The organism is Microbulbifer maximicatervae (SeqCode) (assembly GCF_052467325.1).
This window is the reverse complement of sequence record NZ_CP174310.1, coordinates 4,607,255-4,621,256: the sequence shown is the minus strand read 5'-3', so window position 1 is coordinate 4,621,256 and position 14,002 is coordinate 4,607,255. Positions and strand designations below refer to the sequence as shown.

12 protein-coding genes are annotated in these 14,002 nt (G+C 54.3%); 1 reads left to right on the top strand and 11 read right to left on the bottom strand.

The features are described 5' to 3' along the window. Positions 1-23 precede the first annotated feature (23 nt). From ACJJIE_RS20670 to ACJJIE_RS20620, 11 genes are all read right to left on the bottom strand, one after another. Positions 24-383, bottom strand: a complete 360-nt coding sequence (locus ACJJIE_RS20670; RefSeq protein WP_444892827.1) for a hypothetical protein — start codon at positions 381-383, stop codon at positions 24-26. A 180-nt stretch (positions 384-563) separates the two neighbouring features. Continuing rightward, on the bottom strand, positions 564-857 hold the full coding sequence (locus ACJJIE_RS20665) for a hypothetical protein (RefSeq protein ID WP_413664437.1): 294 nt from the start codon (positions 855-857) through the stop codon (positions 564-566). After that, positions 847-1,149: a hypothetical protein gene (locus ACJJIE_RS20660; RefSeq protein WP_444892826.1), complete on the bottom strand. Its 303-nt coding sequence runs from the start codon at positions 1,147-1,149 to the stop codon at positions 847-849. The genes ACJJIE_RS20665 and ACJJIE_RS20660 overlap by 11 nt, the downstream gene beginning before the upstream one ends. 95 nt (positions 1,150-1,244) lie before the next feature. Further along, the gene (locus ACJJIE_RS20655) at positions 1,245-1,517 is read right to left on the bottom strand and encodes a hypothetical protein (RefSeq protein WP_413664436.1); all 273 of its coding nucleotides are present in this window, start codon (positions 1,515-1,517) and stop codon (positions 1,245-1,247) included. A gap of 252 nt (positions 1,518-1,769) precedes the next feature. Continuing rightward, positions 1,770-3,413 carry a dihydrolipoyllysine-residue acetyltransferase gene (aceF, locus tag ACJJIE_RS20650; protein ID WP_444892825.1) on the bottom strand — a complete coding sequence of 548 codons (1,644 nt, stop codon included), beginning with the start codon at positions 3,411-3,413 and terminating at the stop codon, positions 1,770-1,772. Between the two features lie 17 nt (positions 3,414-3,430). Next, positions 3,431-6,100: a pyruvate dehydrogenase (acetyl-transferring), homodimeric type gene (gene aceE, locus ACJJIE_RS20645; protein WP_282934210.1), complete on the bottom strand. Its 2,670-nt coding sequence runs from the start codon at positions 6,098-6,100 to the stop codon at positions 3,431-3,433. Between the two features lie 448 nt (positions 6,101-6,548). Then, positions 6,549-7,127: a class GN sortase gene (locus tag ACJJIE_RS20640; RefSeq protein WP_444892824.1), complete on the bottom strand. Its 579-nt coding sequence runs from the start codon at positions 7,125-7,127 to the stop codon at positions 6,549-6,551. Between the two features lie 2 nt (positions 7,128-7,129). Then, positions 7,130-9,490, bottom strand: coding sequence for a marine proteobacterial sortase target protein (locus ACJJIE_RS20635; protein WP_444892823.1), 2,361 nt, complete (start codon positions 9,488-9,490; stop codon positions 7,130-7,132). 161 nt (positions 9,491-9,651) lie between these two features. Further along, positions 9,652-10,755 (bottom strand): phosphoribosylaminoimidazolesuccinocarboxamide synthase, encoded by a 1,104-nt coding sequence (locus ACJJIE_RS20630; protein ID WP_444892822.1) that lies wholly within the window; start codon positions 10,753-10,755, stop codon positions 9,652-9,654. 91 nt (positions 10,756-10,846) lie between these two features. After that, positions 10,847-11,932 carry an AI-2E family transporter gene (locus ACJJIE_RS20625; protein WP_282934585.1) on the bottom strand — a complete coding sequence of 362 codons (1,086 nt, stop codon included), beginning with the start codon at positions 11,930-11,932 and terminating at the stop codon, positions 10,847-10,849. A gap of 23 nt (positions 11,933-11,955) precedes the next feature. After that, entirely contained in the window at positions 11,956-12,249 is a 294-nt protein-coding gene (locus ACJJIE_RS20620; protein WP_282934215.1) for a sulfurtransferase TusA family protein, read from the bottom strand. Between the two features lie 192 nt (positions 12,250-12,441). Here ACJJIE_RS20620 and ACJJIE_RS20615 point away from each other — a divergent pair, with 192 nt between their 5' ends. Continuing rightward, the gene (locus ACJJIE_RS20615) at positions 12,442-13,950 is read left to right on the top strand and encodes a M48 family metalloprotease (RefSeq protein WP_282934216.1); all 1,509 of its coding nucleotides are present in this window, start codon (positions 12,442-12,444) and stop codon (positions 13,948-13,950) included. The last annotated feature ends 52 nt before the right edge of the window (positions 13,951-14,002 follow it).

Sequence of the window (14,002 nt, the reverse complement as noted above, 5' to 3'; positions counted from 1 at the left end):
ATGCTGTGCGCCCGGGCTTTTTTCTATTTGCGCGTTTCCTTTTTCCAGCGGGCTCTCGGAAATAAAATTACATAAACCCGAATCAATAATCCCATGGGAACACAAAAAATAATAACGATCACCCCCAGAAGGGCTCGCATATAGTCACTGCCCTCTTCGTGTTTCTCAGCGCGATCCCACAGATAAGACTGGTAACAGTGATCCGGCCCATCTATTGGCATCAAGGTGTAATTAATCACCCGCTCCAAAAATCTCCAATAGTGGCGAAAACGGGTTTCCGTCACTCTGGAAAAATATCCACAGCGTGCCGATATTGTTGCATCGGGATTACCACCGGCAATGGCATTTCCCAGCTGATCCACTGCGACAATAACATTTCTCATCCAGCTTCTATTGGCACCCCTCATTATTAAACCTGTTTAAATCGGCATCCCAAAATAAAACGATCCAGTCTTATTTTTTACTCCACTCAGGAAAAAACAATGGAGTCAAAATAAACTGCGTGCCCCCATACCGCCATCCCGCATTGGCTCAAAAAGCGGCACTAGCGGAAAATTACTTGGTCAGTAGAAACTGTAACTCAACTCAAACGGTGAATAAGGTCCTTCACACCAATCACCGGTATCCAATTGATAGCAGTGCACACCCTCGGCAATACAGTTATCGAGACTTCCCATATAGGGATCACCGGCCAGGCAAAAACGCGGGAATGCAGTAAGTTCATCCGGTGGCACCGGAGTGGTTTTGTAGGTGTAGTAAGTTGCCGTGCCGGTCAAGTCATAACCGAAACCGTCAGCCACGCAGCCCGCCAGGGACTGCGCTACAAGAATAAGAAAAAAAACAACGCTAATTTTCATAGGAAATACAACGCCTTCCACCGGAAATGTCAAAACAACGGGCACTGGGTGGACAAATAGAACCCGGCGCCAACTCCTCAGAATCCCCCGGGCAGCTGGTTGGAGACGCAGGTGCATCTGGCACATGGGAGGAATGAGAAGAGTGAGAAGAGGGATAACCCCGGTATTCCGCATGGCGGGGAATTGGCGGGCTTACGGGATAAACCACTTGATTGCGCGTATCGGGGGCTCCACAACCCTCAAGGAATACACCCATCGACAAGGCAGAAATAAATATCGCAAACTTTTGCATGGTAGCGCTCCGTATCAGCACCGCGCGGACAGAATCCACGCACTTTTAGATCCGGCTATTTCGCAACAGCTCCACACTAGGCTCAGCTACTGTCGTTAGTAAACCCGCAATATAGGGAAAAACCAGGCCATGGAGTCCTGCAAGCTATCTACGCAATCCGCCGCCTCGCATTCGCTTTTGGCGGTAAGGGGTTGTGGGTATTTTGTGTGATTACTGCCGACTTCCACAAAGCTGGCGCTTTGTCCGGCAGCCTCTGCCTCATAAAAGAAAGGGTCTTCACCCTCCACTTCTTCCGCAGGCAAAAACAAGCAGCCCTGCATCGCAAATACCGCCACAAGCGGCAACGCGAATTTCCTTGTAGGTCCCATAATCCGACACCTCACATTTTCAGTGCTGCGATGATAGTAGCCTCTCTGTGAGTCTAGCTGCCGAGGCATTAGCAGCCAGCAACCCAGAATCGATTTGCGCGTAAATCATCTTATTGATGTTTTTCACGGCAACATCTGCAGCTTTCAAGACCCGCAGAGGCATCACGGAGTTATTCAGAGGCTCCTTAGCCCTGACTATAAAAAAAGCGGCCGATTGGCCGCTTTTTTTTACTGACTTTAACTCGCTGGTACTTACAGCAACAGTCTGCGCACATCTGCCAGCACGCTGACCAAGTAAGTCATAAAGCGTCCGGCATCTCCGCCATTTACTGCGCGGTGATCGTAGGACAGCGCTAAGGGCAACATTTGCCGAGGCTCAAAGTCCTTGCCGTTCCACACCGGCTTCATCGCCAGCTTGGAAACACCGAGGATACCAACTTCCGGAGAATTGACGATCGGGGTAAATCCAGTGCCGCCGATAGCCCCCAAACTGGAAATGGTAAAGCAGGCGCCCTGCATCTCATTGGGCTTCAGCTTGCCATCGCGGGCTTTCAGGGCCATTTCAGTGGCCTCGGCCGCCAGCTCGTACAAGCCTTTCTTATCCACATCGCGGATAACCGGCACCATTAAGCCTTTGGGTGTATCTACTGCCATACCCACATGCACATAGTCCTTGCGCACAATGTGCTCGCCATCGTTGTGCAGGGACACATTAAAGCTCGGCTCTGCACGCAGGGCCGCAGCTACCGCTTTCAGCAGGAAAGGCACTGGCGTAAGTCTCACACCGCGCTTTTCCGCCTCGGCCTTCATGGACTTGCGGAAGGTTTCCAGCTCTGTGATATCCGCATCGTCAAACTGGGTGACGTGAGGCACATTGAGCCAGTTGCGCGACATGTTGGCTGCGGTAATCTTGTGGATCTTGCTCATCGGCTCCACATTCACCGGGCCAAACTGGCTGAAGTCGATATCCGGCATCTTGGCGATACCGATTCCACCGCCGACACCAACCCCGCCGCTTTCAGCTTTCTTCACCTGCTCGCGGATGTAATTATGCAGATCGTCCTTGGATACCCGGTTGCGCGGGCCGGTGGGCTTCACCTTATTCAAGGTAACGCCCAACTCGCGGGCCAGTTTGCGCACGGCGGGGCCGGCGTAAACCTGGGCTGCTGCGGTGAGGTTGCGCTCCAGCTGATAGTCTTTCTGCGGCACTGCCGGGGGCTCAACAGACGCAGATGCCTGCTGTGGCGCGCTCTCGGCAGGCGCTGTCGCTGCAGGGGCTGCAGCTGGAGTAGCGGGCGCGGCGGCGCCTGCAGCAACTACTTTCAACACGCCCAAGGTGTCACCTGTGGAAACCTTGTCGCCTTCTTTAACGGCGATAGAAACCACGGTACCGGCGCTGGGGGAAGGCACATCCATAGAGGCTTTATCGCCTTCCACCACAATCAGGGAGTCGCCCTCTTCGACCGCATCACCGGGCTGCACACTGATCTCAATCACATCAACCGCATCGGCACCACCCAGATCCGGGATCTGGACCGTTTCCTCTTTCGGCTCGCCGCTCGCCGCTGCCGCAGGGGCTTCAGCCACAGGCTCTGCAACTGGCGCAGCTTCTTGCTTGGCAGGGGCCGCAGCGGGCTCCTCTGCCGGCGCTTCCGCCACATCGGTTTCGATTTCCCCAATCACGTCGCCTTCAGAGACCTTATCGCCCTCTTTCACACTGATGCTGAGGATCTTGCCAGCCACTGGAGCCGGCACATCCATGGAGGCTTTATCGCCCTCCACCACAATTAGTGAATCCTCTTGCTCGACGGTATCACCGACGGCAACAGTAATTTCAATCACATCCACCTGATCGGCACCACCGAGATCAGGCACTTTAATGACTTGTTTTGCCATAGGAGTTCTGCCTTCTCTTAGCTGATGCGCGGGTTAACTTTTTCGGCGTCGATATTGAGCTTGACGATCGCTTCCGCAACCTCTTTCGCATCAATAACGCCCTGTTTGGCCAAGCCGTTCAGAGCGGCAATCACCACGTAGTTGCGGTCCACTTCGAAGAAGCGGCGCAGCTGCTCGCGGCTGTCACTGCGGCCGAAACCATCGGTACCCAGGGTGGTCAGTTCACCGTCGATAAATTCGCGCAGTGGCTCCACATAGGAACGGATGTAGTCGGTGGAGGCGATAACTGGGGAGGTATTGCCTTCGAACTGCTCAGTGATCCAGGCTTTGCGCGGCTCGGCTTCCGGGTGCAGCATATTCCAGCGCGCCACATCCTGGCCTTCACGGGCCGATTCCACAGCGGAGGTGAGACTCCAGACATCGGAGGTCACACCAAACTGGTCGGCGAGGATATCCGCCGCTGCCAGTACTTCGCGCAAAATAGTACCGCCACCAATCAGCTGTACATGTTTCTTCGCCGCCTTGCCCTTGGCGCCTTTCTTTACGTTGGACTGCAGCTTGTAGATACCGCGGATAATCCCCTCTTCCACGCCCTGAGGCATTTCCGGCTGAAGGTAATTCTCGTTCTCGATGGTGATGTAGTAGAAGAGGTTCTTCTGCTCTTCGTACATCTCTTTCAAGCCGCGCTGCATAACTACAGCCAGCTCATAACCGTAAGCCGGATCGTAACTGCGGCAGTTGGGGATAGTGGAGGACAGTACGTGGCTGTGGCCATCCTGGTGCTGCAGACCCTCACCGTTCAAGGTGGTACGGCCAGCAGTGGCACCGATCAGGAAGCCGCGCGCCTGCATATCGCCAGCGGCCCAGGCCAGGTCGCCGATACGCTGGAAGCCGAACATGGAGTAGTAGATATAGAAAGGCACCATCGGCACGCCGTGGTTGCTGTAGGCAGTAGCCAACGCCATCCAGGTGGACATAGCACCGGCTTCGTTGATGCCCTCTTCCAGCACCTGGCCTTTCTTATCTTCCTTGTAATACATGATCTGGCCGTGATCCACCGGGGTGTAGCGCTGCCCTTGGGAGGAATAGATACCCAGCTGGCGGAACAGGCCTTCCATACCAAAGGTACGGGCTTCATCGGGAACGATCGGCGCGATGTTCTTGCCGATATTCTTGTCTTTTACCAAGGCGGCGATTGCGCGGACAAATGCCATGGTGGTGGAGATTTCGCGCTCACCGGAACCTTTGGTCAGTGCGCTGAAAGCATCGAGACCGGGGACTTCCAGTTTCGGGCACTCAACCGGGCGACGGGGAACCGGGCCGCCCAGGGCCTTGCGGCGCTCCGCCATATATTTCATTTCCGGGCTGTCCGGAGATGGGCGGTAGTAAGGAACTTCTTCCAGCTCTTTATCGGTGAGCGGAATGGCAAAGCGATCGCGGAAACGCTTGAGGGAATCCAGGTCCAGCTTCTTCACAGAGTGGGTGTCCATCGCCGCTTCGCCGGCGGAGCCTAAGCCGTAACCTTTAACCGTTTGCGCCAGGATCACGGTGGGCTGGCCTTTGTGGGCCATCGCCGACGCGTAAGCTGCGTAGACTTTATAGGGGTCGTGGCCGCCGCGATTGAGCTTCATAATCTCATCGTCGGACATATCCTTAACCAGCTCTAGCAACTCCGGGTATTTGCCGAAGAAATGCTCGCGGGTATAAGCGCCGCCGTTGGCCTTGAAGTTCTGCATCTCGCCATCGACCACTTCGTCCATGACTTTCTGCAACAGGCCTTTGTCATCTTTCTCCAGCAGCGGATCCCATAGGCGGCCCCAGAGTACTTTGACAACATTCCAACCGGCACCTCGGAATACGCCTTCCAGCTCCTGCACGATCTTGCCGTTGCCGCGTACCGGGCCGTCCAGACGCTGCAGGTTACAGTTAACCACGAACACCAGATTTTCCAGTTGCTCGCGGCCGGCCAGGGAAATTGCGCCCAGGGTTTCCGGCTCGTCACACTCACCGTCACCAAGGAAAGCCCACACTTTGCGATCGCCGCGCGGGGACAGGCCGCGGGCAGACAGGTAGCGCATAATGTGCGCCTGGTAAATCGCCTGGATCGGCCCCAATCCCATGGAGACCGTGGGGAACTGCCAGTACTCTGGCATCAGCCAGGGGTGCGGGTAAGAGGACAGACCATTGCCGTTCACTTCGCGACGGAAGTTGTCCAGCTGCTCTTCATCGAAGCGCCCTTCCAGGTAGGAACGGGCATAAATACCCGGTGCGCTGTGGCCCTGGAAGAAAATCAGGTCGCCGCGCTCCTCTCCCTCATTGCCACGGAAGAAGTAGTTAAAGCCCACATCGTAGAGTGTCGCCGCAGAGGAGAAACTGGAGATATGGCCACCGAGGCCATCGTCATTCTGGTTGGCACGTACCACCATCGCCAGGGCATTCCAGCGAATCAGGGAGCGAATGCGGCGCTCCATAAATAAGTCGCCAGGCATACGCTTTTCCGCATTGGGCGGAATGGAATTGCGATAGGGAGTGGTGATTGCCGCAGGCAGTTGTACGCCTACATCGGTAGCGCGGTCAGACAGCTGCTTCAGGAGGAAGGCTGCGCGTTCTTTGCCGCTATAGCGGATAACCGCTTGCAGCGCGTCCAGCCACTCCTGCGTTTCGAGGTTATCGGTATCTTCGTGCATCAAGTGCTCCTCGGCGAATTAGGCGACGTCGAGTCGGTCTATTTCTCAAAAATCGGTACGCGGGCAAACTACAGCGCGAGCAAAAAAAAGCTTCCTTTTTTTCTTGGTTCCGCCAATTCACCAACTTTGTTGGCGTAAATGCAAAGTTTGTGAATCTTTACTCGAATATGACGGTGAGGAAAGCGGCGCAATTGATTGCCGCAAGTGCCTAGTTTGACTGTGATTATTTGTTCCGGGGCCCGCGCAGACTGGCGGACAAAACCCCATCCCCGGTTGTTAGCGGAGGGAATTGTAGTATTACTACAAAAAATTTTCCAGATAGGACGGTTAGTAACAAATAAAACAAAAGAGCAAAACAATTATTTGCCGTTTGGCCGTTTCACCGGAACATTTAGTGGAATTTTTGAGAAAATGAACTACAAAATCGAGTCTCAAACAAAGACATCAGTCACAGCTGAACCAGCTCCCCACCGGGTTGATATTCAGCGTAGACCAAGTAACGCAGCGGGCCACCAGCCGCCAGGGCATTAAAGGGGTAACAAGTCACCAGCAATAAACCCCGCTCGGCAAAGATCGGCAAACGCTCTCTCTCACTGTCCACAATTCGCATTTCCGCAACCCGATAAGTATGCCAGCGTCCGCGTTTATCCTGCAGGTAAATGGAGGTACCCCGCCTGACACGCTCTAATCCCGCAAAGTGAGTATCCCGGTGTGCGGCAATAACCGTGGTGCGAGGCTCGCCAGGATTGCCGGACCCAGCTAAGAGACCAGGGCCGAAAGCCAACGCCTGGCCACTACCGCCGCTGAGAACAACTAATGGCGACTGCCCTTCCAACTTTAACTTGGCCACGGGCCAGGTGTCCGCCCAGGGCCAGGGCTTTTGCAAAGCCCCGCTCTGTAGCTGTTCTTCCCAAGCACTATTAATCAACACTTGGGCCAATTCTGCCTTGGCCAGAAGCCAGCTGGCTGAACCCAACTGCCACAACCCCGTTCCCAAGCAAAGCATAAAGAGCAGTGAGCGAGCCACGCTTACACACCTCCCCGTTGCAGAGGATTAGCGCTGCTGGGTTGACGGGGGTCCGGTAAAACCCTGCGCAGGAAGGAGCGCAGGGCTCGGGTCAAGTTGCTGCGCAAGGCCCGACCGCGCGGGAAGATCGCCGCAAACATCAACAATACCGCCGCTGCCAATAACTGCCCGTAGAGTCCTGTAGCAGTTTGCGGGTAGGCCTGGCGCTGTAGCACTTGCCCTTTAGCCACCATATTGGTGACCGAGCTACGAGATAACTTCTCTTCAGCACTGCGTACAACTTCCTCTTCGACTGCAACAAAACTGGTGTAGGGGCTGGCAAGTTGATGCCTCAGGGCAATCTGCAAAATCTGTTCGCGCAGAGCCAGGCCCGCATCCGACTGCTCTCCAGACTGAAGCTGCCGGTCCCGCAGAGAATCTATCTTGCTGCGCGCCCAGACACTGCCGATACCTGAAGTATCGCTACCACTCTCTACTTTCAGAGCGAGTTTGCGCACAAACTGTTTACCTGCCATTCGGCCCCGCAGCTGGATATCTCCCTGCAAGAGACCACCCTGCACCTTTGCCACCAACTGCATAGGCTCACCGTTATAGAGATCCGGGATACGCTTGGGGTAGGCATCCGCGACGACTCCCTGGGGCCAACTGAGTTGCAGGTCTGTAGCCATAGGGTTTTCCAACTTGGCGAACAGGGCCTGCATACGCTCGCGAACTTCGGAAATATCACCGATGGTGACGAAAGTACCGCGTCCAAACTGAGCAGCTTTGCGCATAAAGTGGCTATTGGGAGCCGAACCAATACCCACAGTAAACAGCCGGGCGTTATGCAGGGACTGGCTAATTAACTCGAACAGGGCCCGCTCATTGCCCACCGCACCATCTGTAATAAACACGACTTGCTGAACGGTACTGGTGTCATCCTGCATTTGCTGACCGAATGCCATTCGCAAGGCCGGCGCCATTTCTGTACCCCCCTCGGCATTCAGGTTTTCGATTTCCTGGCGCGCACGGCGGATATTCTCCGCGCTCGCCGCTATCGGGCGCGGGAAAAATGCCCGGGTTGTACTGTTAAATTCAATAACATTAAAGCGATCATTGCTGTGCAGGCGAGACAGTGCCAGGGTAAGGCTCTCCTTCGCCTGGCGAATAGAATTGCCAGACATGGAGCCGGAAGTATCGATCACATAAATCACTTCCCTCGGTAAACGCTGCGCAGAGGTACCGTCGCTGGGTGGCAGCAGCATGACCTGCAGATAAGCACCAGCCTGCTCTTCTGCCCCCTCTTGCGCTGTGATTTTCTCGCTAAACAATGCCGCCCGCGGCATAGCAGAAGCGCGCGGCTGCCAATTCAATAAGAAATCCCGATCCATAGCAGCTGTTTCATCGCGCAACTGAATCCGGTAGCGACCATCACCTCGGTTATCAATATCAATCTGGTGATAGGGGCTATCGATTTTTGCTAGTGGCAGTCCGCCATGCAGATCCACCTCGATAGAAATATTATGACTACCCAGTGCCTGTAGCTCCTGCGCTGGCTGCATAAACGGAGTTATCGACGCAGCATCCGGCACTTGATTAGTTGGCAGTGCCCAGCCACTACTCTCTGCCACCAACTCCTGTTCATCGCCGTTCAACGCCTGGGAGGGTATTGGCTTGCCAGTGATATAGCGCGGGGTCAATGTCGTGGGCATGCGCAGTGAAAAAACGCCGCTGTCATAATTAACCGGCTGCAAAAAGCGGATATTAATTTGCACCATCTCATCGGGGGCAATATTGGCCACTTTATTGGTAAACAGGTTCGGGCGCTGCTGCTCGAGAAGAGCTGCACGCTTACCCGCCGCACGAGCAGCCTTATAAATCTTGGAAGCCTCTTTCCGCTCACGCACCTTGCCAACAATACGGCGTTCACCCACTTGCATTTCAAGCCCCACCACCGCAGCTTGCTCAGGCAGTGGTAATGCATAAACCGCTTCCTGCCAGCCGTCGGTGGTATTCTTGAATTGCTGCTGAAGCTCGACTTCCGCTACCAGACCCCGCACGGAAATACTGACCTGACTTTTCAGGTGCACCGCTGGAATGTACGTTCCGGGTTCATTGCCAGTAAAAAGTAAGTCCCCCCCCTTTACATCATCCAGGGTAACTGTCTCGGTAAACTCCTGCTGGATCACATCACTCACAGCAGGAAGTTCCTGGGCATTGACCTCTGCCCCGATTGCAGCAATGACTACCGCCAATACCACCACAATAAATAACAACCAACGCCCGACACCACCGGTCTTCTGGCGACGACGATAGTATTCCTCTGTCGGCAACATCAGATCGTCTTTATGGAACCGCTGCCCGAATAACATCACCCTGTTCACTCACTTACCTCCACTTTTAAATTGGATGTTGAAGTCATTAAACAGAGGGAAGCGGGCGAAAGGCGGCAGGAATACGAGCACAAAACAGGAGGAATTGTGGCGAATTATGGCAGGCATAAAAAAACCGGCGAAAACGCCGGTTTTTTGCAGTTCGATCCAGATTAGTCGACCAGACCGTAATCCTTGCGGAGAACTTCAAGCAATTCCTCTTTGGGATTATCAGATATCTCAAGTTTCGTACCAATAATCTTCTCCGCAATACCAATATAAGTATTAGAGAGATCCATCAGCATAGATTCTGGCAACTCGTTATCACGAGCTAAAGCCGAACGTTCATCCATGCGATCTTTGTTCAGCAGGATATCGGCATCGGGGAAGTATTTGAGCAGGGCCTGGCGGAAACCTTCTTTAGATTTCTCCACTACCTTGCCCGTGCGGTACTGTTCGCCGTCCCAGATACGGGAGGAGTCCGGGGTACCCACTTCGTCCATATAAATCAGCTTCTCTTCACCATTGGCATCGGTGACATAGCCGAATTCAAACTTGGTATCGACAAAGACCTGGTCGAGCTTTTCCAGCTCGGCGGAAATCAAATCAAAACCTTCTTTCAGCAACTTCTCGTACAGGTCGATATCGCCTGCCTTGCGGAAGCCGAAGGCCGCGAAATTGTCTTCGATATTCTTGCGGGTGACATTGACATCGTCTGCTTCCGGCACGCCGGGGATACCCTTGAGAATGCCTTTGCTGGAGGGAGTAATGAGCAATTCAGGCAGCTTCTGGTCTTTTTGCAAGCCATCAGAAATCTCGATACCACAGAACTCCCGCTCACCCTTCTCATAGGAGCGCCACATGGAGCCGGTGATGTACTGACGAGCGATCGCCTCGATCATAACCGGGCGCGCCTTCTGTACGATCCACACCAGCGGGTGCGGGATATCCAGAATGTGGCTATCGGCGAGGCCCTGCTCTTTAAACAGCTTGAACCAGTGGTTGGAAATAGCATTTAGTGCTGCGCCCTTGCCAGGTACGCCGCGCATGCCGCCTTCGCCAGTCCAGATACAGTCAAACGCGGAGATCCGGTCGGAAATCACCATTACCGCAAGTGGGGTGTCAGGAGAAACCGGGTAGCCCTTCTCCTCAATCAGGCGGCGGCTGTCTTCTTCGCTCAGCCAGTATACGGAACGGACCTTGCCACTGTGGATAGGCTTGTCGGTGCGGATCGGCAGGTCATTATTGACCGCTAGAACTTTGTCAGCCAGGCTCATGGGCTCTCACCTATTTGAAGGGACCAAATAAAAGAAAGCGCGGCATTCTAGCAAATGCCGCAGCCTACAGACAAAGAAAGATATCGGGCAATTACTCCGAGCTACGCCGGGCCTCCCATTCCACCTGGTGCTCATGGGTGGGCCAGGCACTCATAATGGCCTTGAGCAAGGTCGCCAGGGGAATTGCAAAGAAGACGCCCCAGAAACCCCAGATGCCGCCAAAGAACAGCACCGCGAGGATAATGGCAACCGGGTGCAGATTCACTGCCTCGGAGAACAGCAGTGGTACCAGTACGTTGCCATCGAGCAGTTGGATAATGCCGTAAGTCATCATCAGGTAGAGAAATTCATTACTCCACCCCCACTGGAAAAGCCCAATAGCCGCAACGGGGATAGTGACAACCGCTGCGCCGATATAAGGAATCAACACACTGAAACCCACGGCGACTGCCAGCAACAGGGCGTAGTTCACCCCCAGTAGCAGAAAGGCGGCATAACTGACAGCAGCCACAATGCCAATTTCTATCACCTTACCGCGCACATAATTGGCCACCTGATCATTCATCTCATGCCAAATCTGGTGGAGCATGGGCCGCTCTTTCGGCAGGAAAGAGGTGCACCAGCGGATCAGCTGTTCCGCATCCTTAAGGAAGAAGAACACCAGGATCGGCACCACTACAACGTAAATCAGCAAGCCGGCAAAAATGGGTAGGTTGGTAAGGGAGAAGGCCAGCAGCGTCTGCCCCAGGCCGCCCAATTCGCTGCCAAGGGTATTGAAAATTTCATCGATCTGTCCGGCCGAAATTAATCGTGGGTAGCGCTCAGGAAGTAACAATAAAAGCTCCTGCCCGCGCTGTACCATATTGGGCAACTCTGCCCCAAGCCGCACCAACTGACGCCAGATAATAGGCAGCACCACAAATAACAGGGCCACAATAGTGCCCACCAACACCAAACAGGACAGGGTAACCGCCAGCCAGTGGGGAACACGCCAGGACTTCAGTTTTTGCACCATTCCCTGCATCAGGAAGGCGATCACCAGCGCGGTGAATACCGGGGCCAGCACGGCGCCCAGAGTCGCCAGGACCACCAGGGCCAGGGTCAAAATCAAAACCAGAAGCACCACTTCTTCCTGACTGAAGTAGCGGTTCACCCAGCCTTTTACAATCGATAACATAGACTCTCGGGATTTATCTTTATTCATTTGCCAGCGTACAGCCAATATTGAAAGGTATGATTACGTCGCTCAGCGCGGAGCAGGGACCGGCCACTCAAAGACGCAAAACTGTGGAAGTCTCGCCAGGACCCTTCATCAGTGGCCAGTACACAAAGCAGCGTTCCCTCTGGGTATTCCCGCAATGCCCGGCGCATGGCCAGTAACGGTTGTGGGCAGGGCAGATTTCTTGCATCCACAATAGTGGCCGTATCCCAGTTCGGTATCTGGGTATCGGGCTGATTGTTAGAAGAAGTTACTGACATTGCCTTTTTAGTCACAAACCAGAATTGCCGGGGATTATAGCGCGAACCAGACGCCATAACCCGCGCAGGCTTTACGCTTTTTAACTTTCCGCCTGGCGCAAGTGTGAACCTTTTATGGTCCACTGAGTCCAATCCTCGACAGTCCAACGGGGTAGCGTATAGAGTTGGACTATAGATCCTTCAAGGACAGACCGAGCAGTAATCAAGATGACTGATTCCAAAAGCAGCCTGCTTCACAGGACACGCCCTACAACTATCCTCCATCGAATTCGCGCTGGGCTAAGTACCCTGAGTATGGGTTTTTTACTTGGTACTGCACCGATTGCAGCTGTAGCCGATAGCGACGAGATCCGACTCCCAGAGCTCGGAGACAGGACGAGCGGCGTAGTCTCCCACACCCAGGAAAAAGAGCTGGGCCAGATGTGGCTGCGTATGTTTCGCAGTCAGGTTCGTACCTCCAGAGATGCGCTAATCCAGCAGTATGTCGAAGGCATGGTCAAAGAGCTCGCTGAGTACAGCCCGCTGGAAGATAAAGAAATTGATGTTGTCGTAGTCAACAATAAAACTATGAACGCCTTTGCGGTACCCGGTGGGGTCATGGGGGTTCATACCGGCCTGTTTCTATTCGCAGAGAGTGAAGACCAATTTGCATCGGTGGTTGCCCATGAATTGGCTCACCTTAGCCAACGTCACTACGCCCGCTCTCTGGAAGCACAACGCAACAGCACAATACCCACTCTAGCGGGCATGCTCGGCGCCCTGGTTCTAGCAGCTACTGCTGGCGGTGAAGCCGGGATCGCAGCCATGACTGCCACCCAGGCTGCAGCCATGGACAATCAGCTGCGCTTCAGTCGTAAAAATGAACATGAGGCCGACAGGGTCGGTATTGAAACACTGGCTAAATCCGGACGCGACCCAGAGGCTGCCGGTGAGATGTTCGAGCAAATGCTCAAGGCAACACGCTATTATCAGCGCCCACCAGATTTTCTCCTCACTCACCCCGTTACAGAAAAACGTATCGCTGACGCCAAGCTGCGCGCTCAGCGCATGGCAGAAGTGGCGCCCAGCGATAACCTCGATTATCACCTGATGCGTGCTCGAGTACGCCTCGCTACAGAACCAACACCTCAGCAAGCAGTAAAACGCTTCAGCGCAGAACTGAATGGCATTAATGATAACGAGGATGCAGCCCGCTATGGCTTAGCCCTGGCCCAGATTGCCGCCGGCAAGCCTGACTCAGCACTGGATACTCTTCAGCCCCTATTGGATAAAACCCCCTCCAAAGCCACTTTTGTCTTGGCTAGGGCAGATATTGATCTGGTGCGAGAAGACTACAGCAGTGCCACCAAGCGCCTGCAGTGGGCCCTCGATCGCAACCCGGGAGACCATGCCTTAATCATGGGCCTCGCCAATGCCCACTTTAAAGCCGGCAACTACCTGGCTGCAGAGCGCCTGCTGGCGAAATATAGCCGTACGCGGAAGAAAGACCCGGCAGTATGGTATCTACTGGCGGAGACTCACGGATTGGCCGGAGATATTGTTGGCGTGCACGAGGCCCGGGCTGAGTATTACATCCTCAACGGCATATTCGACAAGGCTATTCAGCACCTGCGCCATGGAATTCGCATGTCAAAAGACGATTACCAAGTCAATGCTATCCTGGAACAGCGCCTCAAAGATGTGCTGAAAATGCAGGAAAGAATCGAGGAGCTGTAACTCCCCCCAACGAAAAAGAGCGGCCACTGGCCGCTCTTTTTGTTTACTCACC

What these genes read in the sequence shown, in the direction of transcription:
- ACJJIE_RS20670 (WP_444892827.1), bottom strand. Translation starts at nt 383, where the DNA reads ATGAGAAATGTTATTGTCGCAGTGGATCAGCTGGGAAATGCCATTGCC.
- ACJJIE_RS20665 (WP_413664437.1), bottom strand. Translation starts at nt 857, where the DNA reads ATGAAAATTAGCGTTGTTTTTTTTCTTATTCTTGTAGCGCAGTCCCTG.
- ACJJIE_RS20660 (WP_444892826.1), bottom strand. Translation starts at nt 1,149, where the DNA reads ATGCAAAAGTTTGCGATATTTATTTCTGCCTTGTCGATGGGTGTATTC.
- ACJJIE_RS20655 (WP_413664436.1), bottom strand. Translation starts at nt 1,517, where the DNA reads ATGGGACCTACAAGGAAATTCGCGTTGCCGCTTGTGGCGGTATTTGCG.
- aceF (WP_444892825.1), bottom strand. Translation starts at nt 3,413, where the DNA reads ATGGCAAAACAAGTCATTAAAGTGCCTGATCTCGGTGGTGCCGATCAG.
- aceE (WP_282934210.1), bottom strand. Translation starts at nt 6,100, where the DNA reads ATGCACGAAGATACCGATAACCTCGAAACGCAGGAGTGGCTGGACGCG.
- ACJJIE_RS20630 (WP_444892822.1), bottom strand. Translation starts at nt 10,755, where the DNA reads ATGAGCCTGGCTGACAAAGTTCTAGCGGTCAATAATGACCTGCCGATC.
- ACJJIE_RS20625 (WP_282934585.1), bottom strand. Translation starts at nt 11,932, where the DNA reads ATGTTATCGATTGTAAAAGGCTGGGTGAACCGCTACTTCAGTCAGGAA.
- ACJJIE_RS20615 (WP_282934216.1), top strand. Translation starts at nt 12,442, where the DNA reads ATGACTGATTCCAAAAGCAGCCTGCTTCACAGGACACGCCCTACAACT.